Source organism: Micromonospora sp. LOL_013, assembly GCF_048060315.1.
GTDB lineage: Bacteria > Actinomycetota > Actinomycetes > Mycobacteriales > Micromonosporaceae > Micromonospora_E.
In genome coordinates this window covers 90499-111613 of sequence record NZ_JBHMIQ010000023.1, presented here as the reverse complement: position 1 = coordinate 111613, position 21115 = coordinate 90499, and the positions used below count along the sequence as shown (strand labels likewise).

Here is a 21115-nt window from a genome sequence, read left to right as displayed (position 1 = left end):
CGCCCAGTGGGAGACCCAGGCCGCCGAGCTGGTCGCCCAGCACTGGAACAGCTGACCGCAGACACAGCGTCGAAGGGCCGGACCCCGTACCCCGGGGTCCGGCCCTTCGACGTATGCCCAGGCCAGGTCAGCCGGGGCCGACCCCACCACCGGCGAACGGATCCGGCAGGTTGCGCCAGCCGGCCTCGCCGTCGGCGAGCTCGGCGTCGGTGAGCAGACAGGCCGCCAGCCGGCGGTGCAGGTCGACCGGATCGAAGTCGACGCCGACGAAGACCAGGTTGCTGTGCCGGTCGCCGTAGTACGGGTCCCAGTCCAGCGCGGCGGCCAGCCGGCGCTGCGGGCTGGCCTGCTCCCATTGCTCGTCCGGCAGGTCGACCAGCCAACGGCCGAGTGTGTGCAGGGTGAGGCCGCCGCCGGCGCACTCCCAGCCGACCACCGTCTCCGGCCGGTTGGCCAGCCAGAGGTGCCCACGGGACCGCAGCGGACCCGCCGTGACGTCGGCCAACGCGGCGTACAGCCGGGCGGGGTGCAGCGGGCGGCGGGCCCGGAACACTGCGGAGACGACGCCGCAGTCGGCGACCGGCTCGTGCACCCCGATCAGGTGACCCTCGACGCCACGGTCCAGGACCGCCGGCGTTTCCGGCCGGTGCCGGTCGGTGTGCCGCAGTTGGCCGGCGAGCCGGGTGGCCTCGATCGTCGGCTGGTCGCCGGCCCGTAGGTGCACCGCCCACGGGGCCATCCGGGACAGCAGCACACCAAGCCGGTGCGTCTCGAATGCCTGGTCGGTCGACCCGCCCCACAGCACGACCGTGTCGGCGTACTCAATCTGCCGGGCAATCACGTCGGCGAGCCGACGGTGGTCGCCGGGGGCGGCTGCGATACCCAGTTGACCCAGGTCGTCGGTGCTGGCCAGGCCGTCGAGCAGGTGGTCGGCGGCGACGACCGTGACGTACGAGTCGAACCGGACCAGGTCGCAGACCGGTCGCCCGGCCACCCGGCCGTGCGCGCAGGCGGCGGCGAGCGTCTCCGGTTCGACCACTTCGGGCAGGACCAGCACGATGTCCCGGCCGGGTTGGGCGGCGGCGAGCCGGACCAACGCGGTCGGCGCGTCCGCCCGTAGCGTGCAGCAGACACAGCCGTCGACGAGGTCGAGGCGGACGTCCTCGACCGAGCCGGTGCCGTCGCGGAGCACCCGGTGCGGGGCACCGTCGTGCGCGGGGCCGACGTCGTAGCGGACGACGAGCAGGGCCGGGGCGGCGGCGAGCAGGGTCCGGGCGACGGCCATCGTGGCGGCGGGCCAGAAACCGGACAGTACGGTGACCGCCGGGCGGGTGGTGGCGGCCCGGTGGGTGGTACGGCCGGCCGGAGCTGACGGTGACGGCATGCACGCCCCCTCGACTGAAATGAAAACGGTTGTCATTATAATCGAATGGACGCCACCCTTCGAGCCCACCTCATGGACCTGCTGGAGCACCTGGCCGGCGAGCAGGTGCCAACCGGTGCCGACCGCCGCCCGGTCGCGGGACCGCCGGCCGGCCATCCCGTCGGGCACCCCGCACTACGGATCTACCCGGAGGCCAGGATGGTGCTGCTCGGAGCCGACGAGATCCGATTGACCCGTCGCGAGTTCGACCTGCTGCACTGCTTCGCCAGCTACCCTCGGCAGGTGTTCACCCGGGACCAGCTGCTCGACCGGGTTTGCGGGCACCGTCGCTCCGGGCCACGAAGTATCGATGTGCACATCCGCCGGTTGCGAGCCAAGCTCGGCGACGACCTCCCGGTGGTGCGGACCGTCCACGGAGTGGGATACCGCCTGGACGGTGCTTTACCGGTCACCGTCGCCCGGCTGGCCGGCGCCGACGGCGCGATCGGCGGTCACATCGGCGACAGTCGGGTAACGTGGAGATTTGACTGATTGGTGGATGTCCGGCACGGTGGGGCGGTAGACGGCCGCTGACCGACCCAGTCCCTGGAGCTTCCGCCGCCCGCCCTGACCGCCCGCCGCGCACTGTCCGCCGCGCCGTCAGCCCCAAACCCGAGATTGCCGCTGAGCAGCCTCGCCGCGACAGCCATCACCTGTTTCCGGAAATTCCAGCTTTTTATCAAGGAGTTGTCATGCTGACCATGACCGACAACGCGGTCTTCGTGATTCGCGAGATCACCACTCAGCAGCAGGCACCGGAGAGCGCCGGCCTGCGGATCTCGGCCGACCCGACCGCCGGATCGCTCACTCTGACCGTCGCCGAGCAGCCGATCGCGGGCGACCAGGTGGTGGATTCGTCCGGTGCCCGAGTCTTCCTCGACGCCGAAGCAGCCAACCTGCTGCAGGACAAGTCGCTCGACGCCGCAGTGGACGACGACGGCGGCGTGCGTTTCGGGATCGCCGAGCAGCCGGCCGGCTGAGCGACCAGGACGTCGCAGAGCCGTTGGCGGGCACCGTACCGACGGGTGTCCGCCAACGGCTGACCGGCCGTGATGGAAGGTCCACCCGGTCAGGTCCCTTGTAAACTCGCCGACAGCCTGCCTCGCGGTATCCGTCACGGACGATGAACCTGCGCCGGGCGGTCGACGACGGCGGCCAGTTCGGGCTGCTCAGCCCCGCCCGGCTCCAGCCGCTGGCCGAGGAGACCGGTCTGGTGCGGTCGCGGCGATTGGCTGCCCGCAGGCACAGGGCTACCGGTATGGCCGACCGCAGCCGGTGGCCCAGCTCCGCGAGCTGATCATCGCACGGTGGCTGGAACTTCCACATGCGAGCATGGTCATGTTGATCTGCCGTGGCTATGCTGGCAAGCCGTCGAATACGCCCGATCCGTGAGGGATACTACAGATGGTCGATGAATCCGCTGGCAGCTCGCGCCCGGTGCCCAGGTTGGACACCTCGGTGCCGCAGACGGCCCGGATCTGGAATCATTGGCTGGGCGGCAAGGACAACTACGCCGTCGACCGTGCGGTTGGTGACCAGATCAGGGCGGCGTTCCCGCAGATCGTGGAAAATGCCCGGCTCTCCCGGGGCTTCCTGGTCCGGTCGGTGCGTTACCTGACCGGGCAGGTCGGGATCCGGCAGTTCCTGGACATCGGCACCGGCCTGCCGACCGCCGACAACACCCACGAGGTAGCCCAGGCGGTGGCTCCGGAGACCCGGATCGTCTACGTCGACAACGACCCGCTGGTCCTGGTACACGCCCGGGCGTTGCTGACCAGCACGCCGCAAGGCGCAACCGACTACGTCGACGCCGACCTGCGCGACCCCGCGTCGATCCTGCGCGAAGCCGGCCGTACCCTCGATTTCAGCCAGCCGATCGGTCTGATGCTGATGGGCATCCTCGGGCACATCGCCTCCGACGACGAGGCCCGCGACGTCGTGCGCAGCCTGCTCGATGTCCTGCCGTCCGGCAGCCACCTCGCGCTCTACGACGGCGGCGACACCAGCCCCGGGGTGGTCGAGGCCGCCCGGATCTGGAACCAGTCCGCAAACCCGCAGTACCATCTGCGCAGCCCGGATCGGATTGAACGGTTCTTTGACGGGCTTACTCTGGTGGAGCCGGGGGTGGTGTCGGTGACCCGGTGGCGGCCGGAGTCGGGGCAGGCACACGTGCCCGTCATCGACCAGTACTGCGGCGTCGGCCGCAAGCCGTGAGCCGATGAGCGTCGTCGGGCACCAGGAGTACGCCGCCAGCGGACCGACGGTCCGCCGGATGCAGCTCGGTGCCCGGCTGCGCCGACTACGCGAGGCCAAGGGGATCAGCCGGGAGGACGCCGGCTGGACCATCCGGGCCTCCGAGTCGAAGATCAGTCGGATGGAGCTGGGCCGGGTCGGATTCAAGGAACGCGACGTGGACGACCTGCTCACCCTCTACGGCGTCGTCGACCACATGGAACGCGGCGAACTGATCACCCTCGCCCGGGAGACCAACCAGCCGGGCTGGTGGCATCCGTACGGCGACCTGCTGCCCACCTGGTTCCAGTACTACCTGGACCTGGAGTCGGCGGCCAGCCTGATCCGCACCTACGAGATCCAGTTCGTGCCGGGGCTGCTGCAGACCGAGGAGTACGCCCGCGCGGTCATCGACATCGGGTTCAGCGAGTCCGGTGTCCGTGAGATGGACCGGCGGGTCGAGCTGCGGATGGCCCGTAAGCGGGTGCTGGACCGGGCCGGCGCACCCCGCATCTGGGCGGTGGTCGACGAGGCGGTGCTGTGCCGGCCGATCGGCGGGACGCGGGTGCTGCGCGAGCAGATCGAGGCGCTCGCCGAGGCGAGCGAGCAGCCGGGCGTACGGCTGCAGGTGGTCCGGTTCCGCAGTGGCGGGCACGCCGCCGCAGGTGGGGCCTTCAGCATCCTGCGCTTCCCGGAGCAGGAACTGCCCGATGTGGTCTACCTGGAGCATCTGACCAGTGCGCTCTACCTGGACAAACGGGAAGAGGTCGACCGGTACGCGGCCGCCGTCGGGCGGCTGTTCATCGAAGCCGACCCGCCGGACCGGACCCGGGACGTGCTGCATCGCGCGTTGCGTGACCTGTGACGGTCACCGGCCGCCCGGACCGGACCGGCACACCCGGGGAGTAGAGGACACTCACCGGTGGGCCGTCCGGTGCCGGTAGCCCGCCGGCGGCGACCAGGTCGTCGGCCAGGTCGACCAGCTCGGCCCGGTGCGAAGGCCACTGCGGGTGCTCGTTTGGCAGGTAGCGGGTCGCGCCGTGGACCCGTTCGTGCAGCCCCCACCGGGCGGTGAGGAAATGCTCCAACGGGGTCGGCTCGGCGATCGGTACGCCGACCCGGGTGCCCGGCGGCAGCAGCGGAGCGACCACCGCCGGGTCCACCGGCCAGTGCAGGAACGCCAGGTCGTGCCAGCCCTGCACCAGGACCGGCCGGCGGACCGGGCGCGGTGCGGTGACGGTGACCGGCTCCGGCGGCGGCATCTCGGTACGGCTCATACGATCATCGTGACAGCCCAGCACACCCGTGGCCGCAGCCGACTGCGGCGAACCTGAGGAGCCGTACACGTGGCACGTGCCATCGCGACGAACACCCGCGTCGACCGGGCCGGCCTGGTCGACTTCCTGCGGACCCGGCACCGGGCGGTCCTGATCACCACCCGCGCCGACGGCCGCCCGCAGGCGTCCCCGGTCACCTGCGGGGTCGACACCGACGGCCGGCTGCTGGTCGCCACCTACCCGGACCGGGCGAAAGCGGTCAACATCCGCCGTGACCCGACGGTGTCCGCCTGCATCGTCTCTGACGACTGGAACGGACCGTGGGTGCAGCTCGACGGGGTGGCGGCGGTGATCGACATGCCGGACGCGCTGGACGGTCTCGTCGACTACTACCGTTGCGTCGCCGGCGAGCATCCGGACTGGGACGAGTACCGCGCGGCGATGCGCCGGCAGGACAAGTCGTTGATCCGGATGGTCGTGGACCGCTGGGGGCCGATCGCCACCGGCGGCTTCCCGCCGCGCCTCGCCGACGACTGACAGCGCAGCCCGGTCACTCGGACGGTTCGGGGAGGTCGCAGTCGATCTTCGGGTTGACGCCGATGTAGTTCAACGGTCCGGCGATCACCGTCACGATCGTGGTGCCGGCATGGGCACAGTTGGTGTCGTCGCGCTCGAAGTAGCCGCGTTGCACCGCCGCGACCACCCCGATGATCAGCCAGATGAGCACGATCACGCCGGAGATCGAACCGCCACGCATCACTGCCTCCTCAACTCGTCGACGCCGTACCGGCCCCGCCGCACCTGCCGGTGGCGGGATCCGGTCGGCGGATGGGCAACCAGGTACCCAGTGACGTCGCCGAGGTAACCGTCCTCACGGCCCGGCCCGCCGCCAGAACTGCCGGCGTCCGGCCTGCGGCACCCGCTCGTCGCGGATCACCACGTCGAGTCTGCCCAGTTCGGCGCGGAGCAGTCCGGCCTCTGCCCGGTCACCGCGCTCGACCGCCCGCTGCCGGGCCGACAACAGCGGATCCGCGCCGTCCGGCAGGTCGGGCAGGCCCGGCACCCACAGTCGGTACGCCGCCCGGTACGGGTCGCCGTCGGGCCGCCACGGGTAGCCGTGCCGGCGCAACGCCGCGCCGAGCCGCCCGGCCGGCAGGTCACCGGACCGGGAGCAGAGCTCCTCGCTGCGGTGACCAAGCACCACCAGGCGGGCGCCGCCCAGGAAGACCGCGCCGACGGCGGTACGCGCAATGGCCACCCGGCGCTGCTCCTGCCGTACGGTCAACTCGTCGCGGTCGACCGTGACGAACAGTTGCTCGTCAGCGGCCATCCCGGCCAGCACCAGCCCGGCGAGCAGGCCGACCGCCGTACCACCGATCAGGGCCGGTAGCCACGGCAACGCGTCGATCAGCCGCAGTGGGCCGGCCAGCGGCACCCAGGCGAGGCCCAACGCCCAACCGGCGAACGGCTTCAGCGCCGCGCCGAGCCCGGCACCGGCCGCGACCAACAGGGCCGGCACGCCGTACCGCTCGATCGCGCCCGGACCGACGACCACCCGGCCGCCGCCGAACGGATCAGGCGATGTCACGGCGCTCGATCCGCAGTATCCCGGCGACCAGCGGCAGCTCGGTGGTCAACGACAGGTCCAGCCACTGCGCCACCGGTCGCAGCCGCTCGACGACGCCGCCGAGGACCGTCCAGGCCGTCGGCAACAGCAGGAGCAGCACGATCGCGACCGCCGTCGCCCTGGTCGCGCTGCCCGCCGGGATCGCCATCGTGATCCTGCTGTTCAGCGTTGCGGTGCATCGCCCGTTCCCGGTCGCGGCGGCGGTGAACGCTGCGCACGTCGCCGTTGCGCCCGGGTACTATCTGCTCTACCCGGACCCGGACCCGGACCCGGACCTGAAATTGCCGGGCGCGGTGCTGTTCACCGGGATCATCCCCGGCACCGTGCTGGCCTGGGCGATGTTCGTCCGGGCCCGCCGGCAGCTGATCGTGTCGCTGCGGGACCGGGCCCACCGGGCGGAGGCGGAGCAGCAGCTGCGGGTCGGCCAGGCCCGGCAGCTGGAACGCACCCGGATCGCCCGGGAGATGCACGACGTGCTGGCCCACCGGATGTCGTTGCTCAGCCTGCACGCCGGGGCGCTGGAGTTCCGTCCGGACGCCTCCCGGAGGAGATCGCCCGGGCCGCCGGGGTGATCCGGGTGACCGCACATCAGGCGTTGCAGGAGCTGCGTGAGGTGATCGGCGTGCTGCGGTCCGAGCCGCCGACGACCGGCGTCGTCGGCACCGGCCCGGGGCCGGGCGACCGACCGGCCGAACCACCCCAGCCGACCCTGGCCGACCTGCCGGCCGGGCTCGGCCGGGCCGCGTACCGGATCGTGCAGGAGGGTCTGACGAACGCCCGCAAGCATGCGCCGGGCGCGGCGGCGATCCCGGGAGCGGGGACCGGCCTGGTCGGACTGGCCGAACGTGCCAGCCTGGCCGGTGGGCGGTTGAGCCACGGCCCGACCGAGTCCGGCGACTACCGGCTCGCCGCCTGGCTGCCGTGGCCGACGTGACCCCGGTGCGGGTCCTGATCGTGGACGACGACCCGCTGGTCCGGGCCGGCCTGTCGATGATCCTCGGCGGTGCGGCCGACCTGCTGGTGGTCGGCGAGGCCGGCGATGGCGGTGAGGTGCCGGCGGCGGTCGCCGCGTGCGTGCCGCACGTGGTCGTGCTGACCACGTTCGACGCCGATGAGTACGTGCTGCGCGCGCTGCGGGCGGGCGCCAGCGGTTTCCTGCTCAAGGACACCCCGCCGATGGAGATCGTCACCGCGGTCCGTCGGGTGCATGCCGGTGAGCCGATCCTCTCCCCGGCGGTCATCCGACGGTTGATCACCCACGTGGCGGGCCAGCCGCCGGCCCCGGCCGACGTGCGGCCGGGACCGGGCGCGGACCAGGTCAGGCGCCGGGACCGCGCCCGCCGGGTCCTCGACGGGCTGAGCCCGCGGGAACGCGACGTGGCCGTCGCGGTCGGCCAGGGGCGGTCGAACGCGGAGATCGCCGCCGAGCTGTTCATGAGCGTCGCGACCGTCAAGGCGTACGTGTCGCGGCTGCTGTCCCGGCTGGAGCTGAACAACCGGGTGCAGATCGCCGTTCTGGTGCACGACGCCGACCTGACCTGAGTACGGGGTCGGCGGTCATGCGTCGAGGACCCGGCCGGCGAGGTCACCCCGGTCGAAGGAGACGAACACGTCGCCGAGCCGGTCCAGCAGGTACCGCCGTTCGTCGGCGGTGAGACCACCGACGAAGTCCTGCACCGTCTCGGCGATCACCGCGGTCTGCTGGTCGCCGCCACCGGTCAGCTTCGCGGCGACCTGTTCGAAGGTGTCGTCGAGCAGCGAGGTCAACGCGTCCGGGTGGTGCATGAACCAGTAGGACCGGGCGGTTGCCGGGTCGGTGAGCACCTTGTCCCGCAGGTAGCCCATCTGCTCCTGCTCCAACTGCTGCCGCAGCCGCTGCATCCGCAGCTCCCGGGTGAGCTTGTCGACCGTCTTCGTGTCCTGCTCGGCCTGGGCGTCCACCGTCAGGCTGACCGTGCAGCTCAGCAGCCGCAGGTGCGAGGCAGCCAGATCCATCTGCGGCAGCCGGGTGTTCAGCTCGGCCTCCAGCATGGTCCGCTCGGTGACCTTGCGAGTGGCGGCGATCCGGCGGGCCGCGTCCAACATGCACCAGCGGACCGTGGCGGCGGCCCGGTCATGCTGGCGCAACGGCTGCCACGCCGTGGCGAACGTGGCGACGAACTCGGTGCCGGACAGCGCTGCCGGCAGCCGGTCGGTGAACACGTCCTGGTCCGGACCGGGCAGCACCGGTACGGGGTTGCTACGGAACACGTCGAAGAAACCGGGCATCACAACTCCTCGGCGGCACTGGGAAGCAGAGACGACAGCAGCGGCGCGGACCGCAGGCGGGCCGCGATCGGGTCCGCGCGGCGCAGCTGGTCGACGAGGTACCGGCGGAGTTCCGCCTGACGTGCCGGGTCGTCGGTGGCCGGCCAGGCGGTCAGCAGCGCGCGCAGCCGGGCCACCCGCCGGGCGGCGGCGGGACCGGCGGTGACGGTGCGGCCGAGGACGTGGGTGAGCGCGTCGACCAGCCCGGGGTCGGCCGCCGCGTCGTCGAACCACCGGTGCAGCAGGGTTTCGACGCCGCCCGGCAGCTGCCGGACGTCCAGCGCGCGGCCCAGCGCCACCCCGATCGCGTCCTGGACCACCGGAGTGGCCGCGACAAGCTCGGCGAGCACCCGGTCGGGCTGCCGGACCAGCGTCTGCGGCCCGGCTAGCTGGTCGGCCGGGCGGTGAGCCGGGTCGTCGGCCGGGTCGACCGGGCCGTTTGCCGAACCGTCGCCGGCCCGAGGCTGGTCCGGCCGGCCGAGTAGATTCAGCGCGACGGCGGCGAGCGCGGCCCGCCGGGGCTGGTCGTCGGCCAGCCAGTACGCCAACCGCAGCAGCACCGGCTGGCGCAGCGCCGGCCGCCGCCACAGTGCCGCCAGCGCGGTGAGCACCGCCTCGTCGACCTCGGCGATGTCGTGCCGGGCCAGGTGGCCCAGCCGGACCATCGCCTGTTCGACGTAGAAGTCGGCGAACTCGCCACCGCAGACCTCGGCCACCGCGATCAGCACGGCCGGGTTGCTGCTGCCCTGCGCCCAGCGGTAGAGCTGCTGGCGGACGGCGGCACCGATCTCGGGGCTGAGCGCGGCGATGCCCAGCACGTGCACCAGCGCGCCGCGCAGCCCGGCGCGTCGGCTCCAGGCCGGTGCCACCTGGCTGAGAATCTCGGGGGTACGCCGCCGGAGCGCGGTGTGCAGCACCAGCTCGGCGCTGCGGGTGGCGAACGCGCGGTCGACGGGACCGCGCCGCTGTCCGCCCCGCAGCGGCAGCTCGGACACCCACCGCCACAGTTCGCGTTGGAACGTGTCGGCCCGGTCGGTGATGACGAAGTCGAGCACCGCCTCGGCGTACCGGGCCCGGCGGTAGCGGACCGTGAGGTCGTCGTCGAGGTAGGCGTCGACGGCCTCGACGAGGGTGCGGACGCCGGCGTGTCCGAGGCCGGCCGGTGGCGCGTCGGTGCCGGCGAGCCGGGCGTCGAGCGCCTCGGCGGCGCCGAGTACCCGTCCCGCCGGGGCACCCTCCAACGCTGCGGCGGCGACCAGGAACGCCCGGTGGCGCGGGTCGGGATGGTGGTGGAACCAGGCGGTCAGCTCCACCTCCCAGTTGTGGTACGCCGAGACCAGCGCCTCGATCAGCTGCCGGCCGGCGTTGGATTCGGCGGTGACCGGCGGTCCGGCCGGGCCGGGCTGGGTGGTCAGCACGTCGGCGGCGAGCTGGGCCAGCCGGACCGCTTCGGCGGGTGACGCGTCGACCAGCAGCTCGGCGATCTGCGGCTGACCGGCCAGCCAGTCGAGCGCCAGATCCGGCCGGAGCTGACGCAGCCGCCGGCCGAGGACCAGGTCGGCGGGTGGCGCCGCCACCTGCAGCACCGGACCGTCGCGGACCGCGCCGAGCTGCTCCCAGGTCGTACCGGTGACGGTGACCGCGATGGCCGAACTCCGCCGGGCCAGGCTGTCGCAGTAGGCACCGATGTCCCGGGCGAAGCCGTACTGGATGTGCGGCGCGTGTTCGGGCAGTTCGAGCAGGTACGCGTAGCCCGGCGCGACCGGCAGCTCCGCGATGGTCAGCTGTTCGCCGCGGGCGGGGTCGAAGGTCGGCCTGATCTCCCGCAGCCGTAGCCCGGTGCCGTGCAGCAGCCGCAGCGCGGCCGTGTACCGCCCGGTCCCGGGGCCGCCGATCAGGATCACCCCGCCGCTGCGGCGGACCCGGGCGACCGCGGTCTCGGCGGTCAGCCGGTCGCCTGCGAGGGTGCGGTAGCCGGGGTCGACGAATCCGGCGAGCCGGTCCCGCACGTACTCCGCACTGAGCTCGTGGTAGTCCCGTACCCGCTGGACGTACTGGTGCAGACCGCCGTAGACGACGTTGGCGACCTGCCCGTCGTTGTGGTCGATGGTCACGGCGGCACCGGTGCCGCCGGCCGGCAGGTCGGGACCGCCGCCGCCGTCGAGGTCGTCCAGCGCGTCGAGGTCGTCGAGGTCCGGCAGGTCCCGGTCGGTACGGATCATCCGTGACGTCCCCCCCGGGACTGCCACATCCCACCGTTGACCTGGTTGGCCGCCTGCCCGGAGTTGCTGCGGATCCGCAGCTCGCCGGTCTGCGCGGGCTGTCGGCCGCCAGCGTTGCCGGTGGGTGTGCGCCCGCTGTCCGGTGTCGCCGGGTTGGCCGCTGACCCGGCAGCTGGTTCGGCCGTCGTCGGCTGCGGCGCGAACCGTGGCACCGCCAGTAGGCTGCCGGACGGCTCCGGCACGTACAGCCAGGCCTGCTGGCTGAAGCTCTTGCCCGGCACGGTCGCCGCGACCTCGATGAAATGGTCCGGATGCCGGCTGGTGTAGCCGGCCCGGACGACGTCGGTGAAGACCCGGTCGGACAGGATCGCCGCGACGTGGGTGATCGTCGGCTGGGCCGAGTCGAGCATGATCCGGACCGCGTCGGAGTCGAGCAGCCGGTGCGTCTCGTTGCGGGCGGTGCCGTTGCCGGCCCGCTCCGGCCGGTCGGGGTCGACCGGCAGCGGCCCGACATGCAGGCTGACACGCAGTCGGATGACCGGCTGGCCACGTGGGACACCGGCGTTGTGCTCGGCCAGCACGTGCTGCAGCACTGTCAGGAACGGGTGCACCAGGGCGGGGAGCAGCTGGGTCGGTACGCCGATCGCGAGCCCGTCGCCGCTGTCGCCGTAGAACAGTGGGTTCTGCCAGGCTTCGCCGATCGCCGCCGCCTCGAAGGCCTGCCGGACCAATTGGGGAATGAGCTGGTTGATGTCCTGATGGGTGCCGCCGGGCTCGGCGGTGAAACCTTTGGCGTCGACGGCGAGGATGCCCGTGTACGGCGGCAACTCCCGGGTCACGGTGAATGGCGGAGGTGAGACGACCACCGGTGCTCCTGTCGAGGTCGAGTTTCGTCGGCTCCGCATCGTGCCCTGGTTACCCGGCGTTTTCTGCCAACCAGTGGGCAACGCTGCCATCAATGGACCAAGGCGGTCGTCGGATGGCCGGTTCGCGACCCGGACCGAACTGATCGCGGTCCCGGCCCGACAATCGGTTTCCCGCCGTCTGCTGTTCGGTCGACAGGCATTCAGGCCAGCGGATGCTCAGGTCGACGAGTGGCTGCCGGACCGTGGTCCGCTGTATCCGATCCGGGCGAGCCGGCCGAGGTCGAGCAGCACGAACCGGCGGGGTGCGGTCGCGATCAACCGGTCGTCGCGGAACCGGGTGATCGTGGTCACCACCGCGTTGCGGGACGCCCCGATCAGCTGGGCCAGGCCGTCCTGAGAGAGGCCGAGGTCGAGCGAGGCCTGGTTAGGTCCGTCCGGTGTGGCCCTGGCGAGCCGGAGCAGCGCCCGGGCGAGCCGTTGCGGCACCGGCAGCGAGGCGATCTCCACCCGCTGTTCGTCGGATTCGCGCAGCCGGGCGTTGGTGTAGCGGCGCAGCGCGGGGTGCAGGTCGCGGTCGTCGACCAGCTTGAGGAACTGTTCGGTGGTCAGCTTCCGGGCGGTGACCGGGCGCAGTACCGAGACGCTGGCCGACCGGGGCGTGCCGTCCAGCGCCGCGATGTCACCGAGCAGATCCCCAGTAGACCGTACGGTCAGCATTGTTTCGCTGCCGGTGGCCTCGGTCCGGTACACCTTGACCGCACCGTTGAGCAGCACGAACACGTCGCGGCTCTGCTCGTCCTGAAGGAAGAGCCCATGCTTGCGGCCCAGCTGGACCGGCTGTCCGGCCTGTTGCAGTGCCTGCCAGTCGGCGGCGGTGACGTGATTGGTGAAGCTGACCCGGACCGGGTACGCAGCGGTCATGGGGACACCGTACCGATGTGGACCGAGCGGTGGGAATCACGGTGACGGATGTTCCGATGCGCCGGTCGGTCAATGCCGCTGAGCGGTCAATCCCGCTGGACGGCGTCCGGGTTGGCCAACAGGTAGTCGTCCAGTGTGCCGGTCCGTACCGCGTCGAACATCTCCAGGCTCTCCGGCGTGAGCCGTTCGGCCGCCGTACTGCTGAATCCGGCCGGATTGAACTCGCCGCCGTTGGTCTTCACCATGATGAGGTCGTTCGAGGTGATCCCGCGCAGGGTGAATACGAAATCGGCGATCGGGACGCCCCCGGTGTCCAGTACGAAGGCCTCGCCGGCCGCGGTGATTACCCGGTCGATCTTCGCCGGGTTGGTCAGTACGCCGGTACTGCTCGCCTCCTGCACCATGGCCTTCAGTAGCTGCCGCTGGTGACGCTGCCGGTCGTAGTCCCCGTTCGGCAGGCCGTAGCGCTGGCGGGAGTAGTCCAGCGCCTCCCAGCCGGCCATCCGCTTGCAGCCCTCCTCATGCCACAGTTCCTCGCCGCCACCGACCTCGCGGGCCTCGGCCAGCCAGGTGGGCTCGCCGTCGACCAGCCGCATGTGCTGCGACCTCACCCGCTGGTCGACGCACATCCGGACCCCGCCGAGCGCGTCGATGACGTCCCGGAAACCGCCGAAGTCGATGATCGCCGCGCCGTCGAACTCGATGCCGGTCAGGTCGTTGAGGGTGAGTGCGACGAGTTGCGCGCCGCCGGCCCGGCCGACTCCGTCGCGCGAGCCGGCCCGGAACACGTCGGTGATCTTTGACTCGCCGCCGGGGTATCCGCTTGGCTCGAACGCCGGTGCCTCGACCCAGGTGTCCCGGGGGACCGACACCAGGTACGCCTGGTCGTGGGTGGCCGGCACGTGCAGGATGATGATCGTATCGGAACGCATCTCGCCAGGCCGGCTGCCCCGTTCGTCCACGCCGAGCAGCAGCATGGTGATCGGGCCGTCCAGTGCCTCGCCGTCGGGCTCCTGTGGGACCTTCGCGGCACCGGCCAGCAGGTCCTGCTGCTGAATCCGACTCGTGTACCGGTCGATCAGCAGTTTGCCGCCGGCAACCGCAGTCGCGCTGGTCGCCATCAGCAGTGCGCCGACGGCGATGGTCAGCACCGCCCAGATCGGGGTGCGGCGGCCCGGTCGGGAGGCTGTCTGGGCGGGTGCGTCCGGTGCCGACATGCCGAGGCTCCAGTCGAGGGGTGACGAAGGGAGGACAGCTTTGTCTTACCCGAGAGATTATCGCGTCATGCTGCGAAACTGCTGAGAAGATCCAGCTCAGCGCGACTATCCACTATGACTCATCGATGGCTGCCCGGTGCTTGACGCGATGGGCGTCGTTGCCTGGTTCTGGCATGGTGGTTGGGAGAGGGCCTACAGCGCGGTAGGGCGGCCGACTGACCGGTACAGGGGGTATAGGGTGGAAATCGACGGAGTTTTCTCGGCGCTTATCATCGGTCTCATCGTCGGAGCGCTCGGGCGGCTGGTCGTTCCGGGCAAACAGAAGCTGAAGATCTGGGTCACCCTGCTGATCGGTGTGGTGGCGGCGTTGCTCGGCACTCTGGTCGCCAGCCTGTTCGGGGTGGCCGAGACCCGGGGTGTCGACTGGATCGAGCTCGCGTTGCAGGTGGCGCTCGCCGCACTCGGCGTGGCGGCCATCTCCGGAGCGGCCGGCAAGCAGGGGTAGCAGTCGGCAGGTGGCAAGTCAGCGGGCGGAAAGTCAGCAGGGCCGGCCGGTCAGCCAGGTGCGTTCGATGGCCCCGAGATAGCGGTCCCGGTGCTCCTCGCGAGCCAGTGACCGCAACAGGAAGTCCATGTGGTCGCAGATTTCCCGCGCCCGCCGGACCGACTGGCAGGTTTGGTAGAGCACCGCGGCGTGCAGGTCGGCCTCGGCATAGTTGCCGCGCAGTACCTCGTCGGTCCACCGGATCAACGACGCCCACATGGGCTTGATCTTGGCCCGTCGTTCGCTGGAGTCGAGCCGGCTGATGGCTTCGGCAGAACGGTCCCGGGCATGTGGCAGCGCCTGGCCGTGGGCGGCGAGCAGCGCCAGGAAGAACGGGGTTGAGACGAGTTCCTGGTCCAACCGGTTGGCCTGCTGATGGGCATCCCGGGCAGCGGTGAAGTCACCATTGTCGCGCAGCAGCAGCCCGAGGCAGTTCCAGTTCTGCGCGTCGTGCGGGCCGTGCTTCGTCGAGTTGCGGGCGTAGGCCAGCGCCCGGTCCGGCCGCGCGTAGCGGTGCAGCAGAGCCAACGCCCGGTCGGCGGCGTCGGTCGGCAACCGGTGCGACATGGCGGTGGTCAGCTCCTGCTCGGCGGCGGCGTCCTCGCCGAGGTTGGTCAGCGATCGGCCCAGCCGGTAGCGCACCCGGGGGTTGCGCGGATCGAGTTCGACCGCCCGGCGCAGGCACTCCACCGCCTTCTCGTAGTAGCCCTCCCAGTACGCGGCCTCTCCCTGGTTGAACAGGTAGGAGACCTCGACCTGGGTGGTCAGCCGGTGATCGAAGTCGCTGAGCCGGGACCGCATGTCCTCGATCAGCAGGTGTACCTGCTCGGACTGGCGTTCGGCCCGGCCGACCGCCGTCTCCACCCGGCCGACCAGCGTGTCGGCCTGCTCGGAGAGGGTCTCCGCCTGGTCTATGGCCCGGTCGGCCTGTGCGACGATCTCCTCGGCGACCACCCGTTGGCGGTCGAGTTCCAGCCGGGCGCGGGCACCGGTGCGCCGGATGGTGCGCAGTTCACGGACACCGACGAAACCCGCGAAGACGAAGACCACCGTCAACGCAGTGACCAAAAGGGCAAAAGCCGCGATTATCCCACCGGACCAGGCGATCACCAGTTCGGCGATCTGGATCGGGTCGGGGGAGTCCGGCTCCATGTACCCAGAGTAACCGCCCTGTGTGCCCATTTGACTACACTGAGTGGTGGGAATCTGTCTCGGTTGGATGGTGTGGGCGTGGCGATCGGGTCACCCTGGTCATAAGCTGATCATCATGGATATGAAATTTTATCGATCTTCTGCGTTGGCTGGTCGGCGGGTCGCCGCGACGACGCTCGCCGCTACCGCGCTGGTGCTTTCCACAACCATGGCCCATGCCGCGCCGTACACCGACCCACACGCCGAGCCCGCCGACCTCGCCTCGGCGGCGACCTCGGCGGTCGCCGAGGTGCCGCTCGACCAACTCTCCGTCACCAGCACCCAGGTCGCCTTCGGGCTGCGACGACCGACCGCAATGGTGGCTCCGGACGACGGCAGCGGCCGGCTGTTCATCACCGAGAAGGCCGGCCGGGTGCGGGTCTACCATCCGGCCTCCGGCCTGGCCGAGACGGCTCTGCTGGACATCGGTGACCGGGTCGACACCTCCGGCAACGAACGTGGCCTGCTGGGCATCGCCACGTCCCCGGGATTCGCCGCCGACCCGGCGATCTACCTGGCATACACCGCGCTGCCCGACGGCGCGGTCACCCTGTCCCGGCTGCCGCTAAACGCCGCCGACCAGCAGCCGGTGCCGGCCGACCGGGAGGAGATCCTGCTCAGCCAGCCGCACGCCGAGTACGCCAACCACAATGGCGGGCAGCTTGTCTTCGGCCCGGACGGCCACCTCTACTGGAGCATCGGCGACGGCGGCGGCGCCGACGACGTGCTCGGCACCGGCCAGGACCTCGGTACCCTGCTCGGCAAGATCCTCCGACTGGACGTTTCGGCCGCCTGCGGCGACCTTGCGTACTGCGTACCGGCGGACAACCCGTTCGTCGGCGAAGCCGGCGCTCGTGCCGAGATCTGGGCGTACGGCCTGCGCAACCCGTGGCGGTTCTCGTTCGACTCGGCGGACGGCTCGCTGTGGATCGCCGACGTCGGACAGGGCAGCTACGAGGAGGTCAACCACCTGCGCGGGGTGGCCGGGGCCAACCTCGGCTGGTCCTGCCGGGAAGGTCCGGTCGAGTTCGACCCGCAGCGGTGCGACCCGGCGGCCGAGTACGTCGACCCGGTGTTCCACTACCAGACCTCGGTCGGCGGCTGCGCGGTGATCGGCGGCCACGTCTACCGGGGTAGCGAATCCGCCGCTACCGGCACCTACCTGGCCACCGACTACTGCTCGGCGACCGCGTACGCGATCCGGCCCGACGTGGACGGTGGGTACGACACGGCGGTCATCGGCGAGCTGCCGATCCAACCGACCACCCTCGCGGTGGCTGCGGACGGCGAGTTCTACCTCGCCAACGACCTGCCCGGCCAGCTGCACTGGATCACCTTCGAGGCCGACGAACCGGAGCCGGTCGCCGAGTGTCTGGTCGACTACCGGGTGGACAGCGACTGGGGGTCGGGCTTCACCGTGACGGTCGGCGTCAGCAACACCGGTGACGAGCCGATCAACGGCTGGTCGCTCGGTTGGTCGTTCGCCGGCGCACAGCAGGTAGCGGTCGCCTGGAACGCGGTGATCACCCAGGACGCGGCGACGGTGACCGCCACCAACGCCGCCTGGAACGCGTCGCTGCCCGCCGGCGGCCGGGTCGAGTTCGGCTTCCTCGGCAGCGGCGGCGCAGGTGCCGGACCGGCACCGGCCGGGTTCACCCTCAACGGCCTGCCCTGCGACCCGGCGCCGACGGTGGCCACCGGCTAGCACCGGCTGACTGCCGGTCGTAACCAGTCGTAACCAGTCGTAACCGGCAGGAGCCGATTGAAGCCGATTGGCGGACTACACCGTCCCGGGGTGGGGGTACCGGTCGGGCTTGATGCCGCAGGTGCATCCTGCTGCATCTGCGGCATCAGTCCTGGCAGGTGCGGTCAGTTCAGTGGCCGGGCGACTACCGGCTCGCCGGGCGGGAACTCCTCCGGGTCGACCACGGCGATCGCCCCGCCGCCGAAAAAGCCATGGTTGACCAGGACCAGCCGGTGACAGTCCGGGTCACCGGTGCGGTCCGGCAACTGGCCGGCCAACGCCCGTACCTTGGTCGCGGACGTCTCGTCGAGGGTGAAGCCGTCCGGTCCCCACACCCCACGCACCTGGAAGAACTCCTGCTCGCTGCGCTGCACGTCACCGTTGAGGACGATCATCCGGTCGGAGCCGGTCAGCGCGCTGGACGCCTCGTTCAGCCCCCACGCCGAGTACGTCGCGCTGCCGGACTCGGGCGCTTCGCCGATCCCGATCCCGGTGCACCCGGCGATCGACAGCACGGCGACGGCCGTCGCCAGCCAGGCGGCGAGCCGCACCGCGACGGCGCCATGCGCGATATGCCCGTGATGCCGTTTGGCAACCATTTCGTGATCGTCGCACACGCCAGCGGGCCCCGCTCGCTTGCCGGTCAGCCGCCCGCCGGCCGGGGCCTAACGCCCAGCTGGGCGCAGGCCTCCTGGTACATCCGGACCACTTCGTGGCGGACCTGGCCCCGTTCGGTGAGCCGGTACGCGAACGGCACCCGGACCGGCACCTCGACGCCGGCCACGGTGGCGGCGAACTCGATGCCGTCGGCGTCCAGGCCGGTCATCCGGGCCGCCGTCGCCTGCGGGGCGCCACCCAGCGACCGGCAGATCAGCAACGAGTCGGCCGCGTGGTCGTCGTTCATGTGCCGCGCCACCTGGGCGACCACCTCGGCGGTGAACGGGCCGGTCACGCCGCCGACTCCATCGACTCCGGCGCCACCGGCTTCGGCTCCTGCTCCTGGCCCAGCTCGGCGAGGACCGCGGAGTTGTGCCGGTAGGCCACCGCCACCTCGCCGACCAGAGCCGCTTCGGCGGTGACGTCCAGCGGCAGGGCGTCCAGCCGGGCCCGGTACGCGTTCTTGTATCCGCGCGGATCGTCAATGCCGGCGAAGTGGTAGAACGCCACGCCACCCTCCTCGGTCAGCTCGTACGTCTGCGCCACCTGACGGCCGATGAACAACCCGCCGGACAGGTCACCGAGGTACCGGGTGTAGTGGTGGGCGATGAACGCTGGCGCGAAGGTGAAACAGACCTCCAGCATCCGGGCGACGTAGCGGCGGGTCGCCAGGCTCGGGGCGATCCAGCCGGCCCAGTCCGGGCCGAGCAGGTACGCCAGGTCGGCCTCCAACGCCGGCAACCGGGTCAACCGGTCGTCGACGAAACCGCCGGCCAGCGGATCCTCGCGCATCGCTTCGGCCGCCTCCTCCAGCACCTGGTAGATGAAATAGTGCTGGGCGACCAGGTCGGCGTACCGCCGCCGGGGCAGCTCCCCGGCAACCAGCGCGGAGACGTACCGCTGGGACTCGGCCGCCTGGTGGTCCTGCCAACTTGCCGCCCGCAGCCGGGCAGAGAAGGTGTCACTCATGTCGGGGTTCCTTTCCTTGCCGGGTCGGGTGCGGCCGTCGCGGGACGACCAGCGGGAGTCGGGTCTCGGGGTGCGGCAACACCTCGATGTCGTGCCGGTACACCTCGCTGAGCAGCGCACCGGTGAGGACCTGGTCGGGTGGTCCGACGGCCCGCAGCCGACCGGCCGACAGCAACGCGATCCGGTCCGCGTACGCGCCGGCCAGACCGAGGTCGTGCAGCACCACCACGACGGCGTCACCGGCGGCGGCCCGCTGCCGGGCGAGCCGCAGCACCAGCTCCTGGTGGTGCAGGTCGAGCGCGGCGGTCGGTTCGTCGAGCAGCAGCGCGGCGGCCCGCTGGGCCAGCACCCGGGCCAACGCGGCGCGGGCCTGCTCACCGCCGGACAGCGAGGTGAAGGTACGGCCTGCGAACTGCGCCACGTCGGTGGCGGCCAGGCACTCGTCGACGATCGGATCGTCGGATTCCTCGGCGGGCAGTCCGGCCCAGGGCGCCCGGCCCATCCGGACCACCTCGGCGACGGTGAACGGGAAGGACAGCACGCTGCGCTGGGTCAGCACCGCCCGACGTAGCGCCAGCTCGGTCGAGGTCCAGGCGGACTGCGGCGCGCCGTCGACCCTGATCGTGCCGCCGGCCGCCGCGACGTCGCCGCCGATGGCGGCGAGCAGAGTCGACTTGCCGGCACCGTTGGGACCGACCAGGGCGACCACCTCGCCAGTGTGAACCACCAGGTCGACCTGGTCGAGCACCGCCCGCCCGCCGAGTTCGACCCGCAGCCGGTCGATCTCGATCAGCGCGGCGCCGGCCGGCCGGGTGGCCGGCACCCGGACGGGCCTGCGCCGGCCGAGCAGCCGTGCCGACGGCGGGCTCATCCCCAACCTCCGGCCTGGCGCCGGGTACGGCGCAGCAGCCAGAAGAAGGCCGGTCCACCGACCACTGCGGTGAGCACCCCGAGCGGCAGTTCCTGGTACTCGACCAGGGTCCGGGCGGCCAGATCGGCGGCGATCACCACCACCGCCCCGCCGAGCGCGCTGGCCGGTAGCAGCACCCGGTGCCCGGGTCCGGCGACCATCCGGACCAGGTGTGGCACCACCAGACCGATGAAGCTGATCACGCCGGTGAAGGCCACCGCGGCGGCACCGAGCAGTGCGGTGACGACGATCATGCGTACCCGGAGCCGTTCCACGTCCACCCCGAGGTGACGTGCGGAGCGTTCGCCGAGGGCGAGCAGGTCCAGCTTGCCGGCCGAGGCGAGTGCGGCGGTCAGCCCGACGACCAGGCAGGGCAAGGCGACCGTCACCGCGTTCCAGTTGGCCTGGGCCAGGCTGCCGAGGTTCCAGAAGGCGATCGCCTGCACCCCTGCCGCGTCGGTGACGAACATCAGCAGACCGATCGCGGCACCGGCGACGGCGTTGACCGCGATGCCGGTGAGTACCAGGGTGACCACCTCGGTACGTCCGTCGGCGCGGGACAACGCGTACACCAGGTAGGTGGTGACCAGCCCGCCGGCGAACGCGGCGGCGGCCAATGTCCAGCCGCCGAGCGTGGAGATTCCGGTGACGATGGCCAGCGCGGCGCCGACCGCCGCACCCGAGGAGACCCCGATGACCCCGGGTTCGGCCAGCGGGTTGCCGAAGATGCCCTGCATGACGGCGCCGGCGCAGCCGAGCGACGCGCCGACGATTCCGGCCAGGACGACTCGGGGGAACCGGACGATCCACAGCGCGTTCTCGCCGTGCGGTGCGGCCGGCAGCGCGCCGATCTCCAGACCGAGCCGGTGCAGTACCGAGGCGACCACCTCGGCCGGGGCGATCTGCACCTGTCCGGAGCCGGCGGCGACCACGCCGACGACGAGCAGCGTGCCGGCGAGGCCGGTGAGCAGCAGCGGCCGGCGGTTGGCGAGTACCGGGGCGGTCACG

General features: G+C 71.5%; 24 protein-coding genes and 1 pseudogene. 9 read left to right on the top strand and 16 right to left on the bottom strand.

The window, feature by feature from the left end:
• Positions 1 to 127: 127 nt before the first annotated feature.
• On the bottom strand, positions 128 to 1384 hold the full coding sequence (locus ACFHWS_RS17170) for a CobW family GTP-binding protein (protein ID WP_416568536.1): 1257 nt from the start codon (positions 1382 to 1384) through the stop codon (positions 128 to 130).
• A gap of 45 nt (positions 1385 to 1429) precedes the next feature.
• Between ACFHWS_RS17170 and ACFHWS_RS17165 the strand changes: the two genes are divergently transcribed.
• From ACFHWS_RS17165 to ACFHWS_RS17150, 4 genes are all read left to right on the top strand, one after another.
• Complete coding sequence (locus tag ACFHWS_RS17165) at positions 1430 to 1915, top strand: winged helix-turn-helix domain-containing protein (protein WP_416568535.1); 486 nt, start codon at positions 1430 to 1432, stop codon at positions 1913 to 1915.
• Between the two features lie 200 nt (positions 1916 to 2115).
• Positions 2116 to 2403, top strand: a complete 288-nt coding sequence (locus ACFHWS_RS17160; protein ID WP_123603598.1) for a HesB/IscA family protein — start codon at positions 2116 to 2118, stop codon at positions 2401 to 2403.
• A gap of 424 nt (positions 2404 to 2827) precedes the next feature.
• Positions 2828 to 3637, top strand: coding sequence for an SAM-dependent methyltransferase (locus ACFHWS_RS17155; protein WP_416568534.1), 810 nt, complete (start codon positions 2828 to 2830; stop codon positions 3635 to 3637).
• Positions 3638 to 3641: 4 nt separating this feature from the next.
• The gene (locus tag ACFHWS_RS17150) at positions 3642 to 4520 is read left to right on the top strand and encodes a helix-turn-helix domain-containing protein (protein ID WP_416568533.1); all 879 of its coding nucleotides are present in this window, start codon (positions 3642 to 3644) and stop codon (positions 4518 to 4520) included.
• Here the strand turns inward: ACFHWS_RS17150 and ACFHWS_RS17145 are convergent.
• Positions 4456 to 4932, bottom strand: coding sequence for a DUF2071 domain-containing protein (locus ACFHWS_RS17145; protein WP_416552110.1), 477 nt, complete (start codon positions 4930 to 4932; stop codon positions 4456 to 4458). The two genes, ACFHWS_RS17150 and ACFHWS_RS17145, sit on opposite strands and share 65 nt — an antisense overlap.
• Positions 4933 to 5001: 69 nt before the next feature.
• Here ACFHWS_RS17145 and ACFHWS_RS17140 point away from each other — a divergent pair, with 69 nt between their 5' ends.
• Positions 5002 to 5469, top strand: coding sequence for a PPOX class F420-dependent oxidoreductase (locus ACFHWS_RS17140; RefSeq protein ID WP_416552111.1), 468 nt, complete (start codon positions 5002 to 5004; stop codon positions 5467 to 5469).
• A 13-nt stretch (positions 5470 to 5482) separates the two neighbouring features.
• On the opposite strand, the gene ACFHWS_RS17135 is transcribed toward ACFHWS_RS17140, so the two are convergent.
• The 3 genes from ACFHWS_RS17135 to ACFHWS_RS17125 all read right to left on the bottom strand — a co-directional run bounded on the left by ACFHWS_RS17135 (position 5483) and on the right by ACFHWS_RS17125 (position 6707).
• Positions 5483 to 5689 carry a hypothetical protein gene (locus ACFHWS_RS17135; RefSeq protein ID WP_416552112.1) on the bottom strand — a complete coding sequence of 69 codons (207 nt, stop codon included), beginning with the start codon at positions 5687 to 5689 and terminating at the stop codon, positions 5483 to 5485.
• A gap of 114 nt (positions 5690 to 5803) precedes the next feature.
• Positions 5804 to 6520: a hypothetical protein gene (locus ACFHWS_RS17130; protein WP_416552113.1), complete on the bottom strand. Its 717-nt coding sequence runs from the start codon at positions 6518 to 6520 to the stop codon at positions 5804 to 5806.
• Positions 6507 to 6707, bottom strand: coding sequence for a hypothetical protein (locus ACFHWS_RS17125; RefSeq protein WP_416552377.1), 201 nt, complete (start codon positions 6705 to 6707; stop codon positions 6507 to 6509). The genes ACFHWS_RS17130 and ACFHWS_RS17125 overlap by 14 nt, the downstream gene beginning before the upstream one ends.
• Between ACFHWS_RS17125 and ACFHWS_RS17120 the strand changes: the two are divergent.
• Together ACFHWS_RS17120 and ACFHWS_RS17115 are read left to right on the top strand one after the other, a co-directional pair.
• A pseudogene (locus tag ACFHWS_RS17120) lies at positions 6673 to 7493 on the top strand (sensor histidine kinase); the annotation flags it as partial. The gene ACFHWS_RS17125 and the pseudogene ACFHWS_RS17120 sit on opposite strands and share 35 nt — an antisense overlap.
• Positions 7472 to 8101 (top strand): LuxR C-terminal-related transcriptional regulator, encoded by a 630-nt coding sequence (locus tag ACFHWS_RS17115; protein ID WP_416568540.1) that lies wholly within the window; start codon positions 7472 to 7474, stop codon positions 8099 to 8101. The pseudogene ACFHWS_RS17120 and the gene ACFHWS_RS17115, both read left to right, overlap by 22 nt.
• A gap of 15 nt (positions 8102 to 8116) precedes the next feature.
• Here ACFHWS_RS17115 and ACFHWS_RS17110 read toward each other — a convergent pair whose 3' ends face one another.
• From ACFHWS_RS17110 to ACFHWS_RS17090, 5 genes are all read right to left on the bottom strand, one after another.
• On the bottom strand, positions 8117 to 8827 hold the full coding sequence (locus ACFHWS_RS17110) for a hypothetical protein (protein WP_416552114.1): 711 nt from the start codon (positions 8825 to 8827) through the stop codon (positions 8117 to 8119).
• Positions 8827 to 11088 (bottom strand): hypothetical protein, encoded by a 2262-nt coding sequence (locus ACFHWS_RS17105; protein WP_416568532.1) that lies wholly within the window; start codon positions 11086 to 11088, stop codon positions 8827 to 8829. The genes ACFHWS_RS17110 and ACFHWS_RS17105 overlap by 1 nt, the downstream gene beginning before the upstream one ends.
• Positions 11085 to 11954: a hypothetical protein gene (locus tag ACFHWS_RS17100; protein WP_416552116.1), complete on the bottom strand. Its 870-nt coding sequence runs from the start codon at positions 11952 to 11954 to the stop codon at positions 11085 to 11087. Before ACFHWS_RS17100 ends, ACFHWS_RS17105 begins: the two co-directional genes overlap by 4 nt.
• A gap of 216 nt (positions 11955 to 12170) precedes the next feature.
• Positions 12171 to 12875, bottom strand: a complete 705-nt coding sequence (locus ACFHWS_RS17095) for a Crp/Fnr family transcriptional regulator (RefSeq protein ID WP_416568531.1) — start codon at positions 12873 to 12875, stop codon at positions 12171 to 12173.
• 86 nt (positions 12876 to 12961) lie between these two features.
• Complete coding sequence (locus ACFHWS_RS17090; RefSeq protein ID WP_416552118.1) at positions 12962 to 14092, bottom strand: LCP family protein; 1131 nt, start codon at positions 14090 to 14092, stop codon at positions 12962 to 12964.
• 238 nt (positions 14093 to 14330) lie between these two features.
• On the opposite strand from ACFHWS_RS17090, the gene ACFHWS_RS17085 reads away from it, so the two are divergent.
• A complete protein-coding gene (locus ACFHWS_RS17085) occupies positions 14331 to 14597 on the top strand; it encodes a GlsB/YeaQ/YmgE family stress response membrane protein (RefSeq protein WP_416552119.1) in 267 nt (88 codons plus the stop codon).
• A gap of 33 nt (positions 14598 to 14630) precedes the next feature.
• Here the strand turns inward: ACFHWS_RS17085 and ACFHWS_RS17080 are convergent, their stop codons facing one another.
• Positions 14631 to 15788, bottom strand: a complete 1158-nt coding sequence (locus ACFHWS_RS17080; protein WP_416552120.1) for a tetratricopeptide repeat protein — start codon at positions 15786 to 15788, stop codon at positions 14631 to 14633.
• 121 nt (positions 15789 to 15909) lie between these two features.
• On the opposite strand from ACFHWS_RS17080, the gene ACFHWS_RS17075 reads away from it, so the two are divergent.
• On the top strand, positions 15910 to 17532 hold the full coding sequence (locus ACFHWS_RS17075) for a PQQ-dependent sugar dehydrogenase (RefSeq protein WP_416568530.1): 1623 nt from the start codon (positions 15910 to 15912) through the stop codon (positions 17530 to 17532).
• A gap of 164 nt (positions 17533 to 17696) precedes the next feature.
• Here the strand turns inward: ACFHWS_RS17075 and ACFHWS_RS17070 are convergent, their stop codons facing one another.
• Genes ACFHWS_RS17070 through ACFHWS_RS17050 form a run of 5 tightly spaced genes read right to left on the bottom strand, consistent with a single transcriptional unit; the run spans position 17697 to position 21114 of the window.
• The gene (locus tag ACFHWS_RS17070; protein WP_278174184.1) at positions 17697 to 18170 is read right to left on the bottom strand and encodes a hypothetical protein; all 474 of its coding nucleotides are present in this window, start codon (positions 18168 to 18170) and stop codon (positions 17697 to 17699) included.
• Positions 18171 to 18214: 44 nt separating this feature from the next.
• Positions 18215 to 18523, bottom strand: a complete 309-nt coding sequence (locus ACFHWS_RS17065; protein ID WP_416552122.1) for a DUF2470 domain-containing protein — start codon at positions 18521 to 18523, stop codon at positions 18215 to 18217.
• Positions 18520 to 19197, bottom strand: coding sequence for a heme oxygenase (biliverdin-producing) (locus ACFHWS_RS17060; RefSeq protein WP_416568529.1), 678 nt, complete (start codon positions 19195 to 19197; stop codon positions 18520 to 18522). Before ACFHWS_RS17060 ends, ACFHWS_RS17065 begins: the two co-directional genes overlap by 4 nt.
• Positions 19190 to 20068: a heme ABC transporter ATP-binding protein gene (locus tag ACFHWS_RS17055; protein ID WP_416552124.1), complete on the bottom strand. Its 879-nt coding sequence runs from the start codon at positions 20066 to 20068 to the stop codon at positions 19190 to 19192. The genes ACFHWS_RS17060 and ACFHWS_RS17055 overlap by 8 nt, the downstream gene beginning before the upstream one ends.
• Positions 20065 to 21114 carry a FecCD family ABC transporter permease gene (locus ACFHWS_RS17050; protein ID WP_416568528.1) on the bottom strand — a complete coding sequence of 350 codons (1050 nt, stop codon included), beginning with the start codon at positions 21112 to 21114 and terminating at the stop codon, positions 20065 to 20067. The genes ACFHWS_RS17055 and ACFHWS_RS17050 overlap by 4 nt, the downstream gene beginning before the upstream one ends.
• Position 21115: the final 1 nt, after the last annotated feature.

Coding starts and splice junctions, on each gene's coding strand:
- ACFHWS_RS17060 (WP_416568529.1), bottom strand. CDS start 19,197: ATGAGTGACACCTTCTCTGCCCGGCTGCGGGCGGCAAGTTGGCAGGAC.
- ACFHWS_RS17160 (WP_123603598.1), top strand. CDS start 2,116: ATGCTGACCATGACCGACAACGCGGTCTTCGTGATTCGCGAGATCACC.
- ACFHWS_RS17145 (WP_416552110.1), bottom strand. CDS start 4,932: ATGAGCCGTACCGAGATGCCGCCGCCGGAGCCGGTCACCGTCACCGCA.
- ACFHWS_RS17150 (WP_416568533.1), top strand. CDS start 3,642: ATGAGCGTCGTCGGGCACCAGGAGTACGCCGCCAGCGGACCGACGGTC.
- ACFHWS_RS17155 (WP_416568534.1), top strand. CDS start 2,828: ATGGTCGATGAATCCGCTGGCAGCTCGCGCCCGGTGCCCAGGTTGGAC.
- ACFHWS_RS17075 (WP_416568530.1), top strand. CDS start 15,910: ATGAAATTTTATCGATCTTCTGCGTTGGCTGGTCGGCGGGTCGCCGCG.
- ACFHWS_RS17165 (WP_416568535.1), top strand. CDS start 1,430: ATGGACGCCACCCTTCGAGCCCACCTCATGGACCTGCTGGAGCACCTG.
- ACFHWS_RS17170 (WP_416568536.1), bottom strand. CDS start 1,384: ATGCCGTCACCGTCAGCTCCGGCCGGCCGTACCACCCACCGGGCCGCC.
- ACFHWS_RS17110 (WP_416552114.1), bottom strand. CDS start 8,827: ATGCCCGGTTTCTTCGACGTGTTCCGTAGCAACCCCGTACCGGTGCTG.
- ACFHWS_RS17080 (WP_416552120.1), bottom strand. CDS start 15,788: ATGGAGCCGGACTCCCCCGACCCGATCCAGATCGCCGAACTGGTGATC.
- ACFHWS_RS17090 (WP_416552118.1), bottom strand. CDS start 14,092: ATGTCGGCACCGGACGCACCCGCCCAGACAGCCTCCCGACCGGGCCGC.
- ACFHWS_RS17095 (WP_416568531.1), bottom strand. CDS start 12,875: ATGACCGCTGCGTACCCGGTCCGGGTCAGCTTCACCAATCACGTCACC.
- ACFHWS_RS17070 (WP_278174184.1), bottom strand. CDS start 18,170: ATGGTTGCCAAACGGCATCACGGGCATATCGCGCATGGCGCCGTCGCG.
- ACFHWS_RS17125 (WP_416552377.1), bottom strand. CDS start 6,707: ATGGCGATCCCGGCGGGCAGCGCGACCAGGGCGACGGCGGTCGCGATC.
- ACFHWS_RS17055 (WP_416552124.1), bottom strand. CDS start 20,068: ATGAGCCCGCCGTCGGCACGGCTGCTCGGCCGGCGCAGGCCCGTCCGG.
- ACFHWS_RS17105 (WP_416568532.1), bottom strand. CDS start 11,088: ATGATCCGTACCGACCGGGACCTGCCGGACCTCGACGACCTCGACGCG.
- ACFHWS_RS17135 (WP_416552112.1), bottom strand. CDS start 5,689: ATGCGTGGCGGTTCGATCTCCGGCGTGATCGTGCTCATCTGGCTGATC.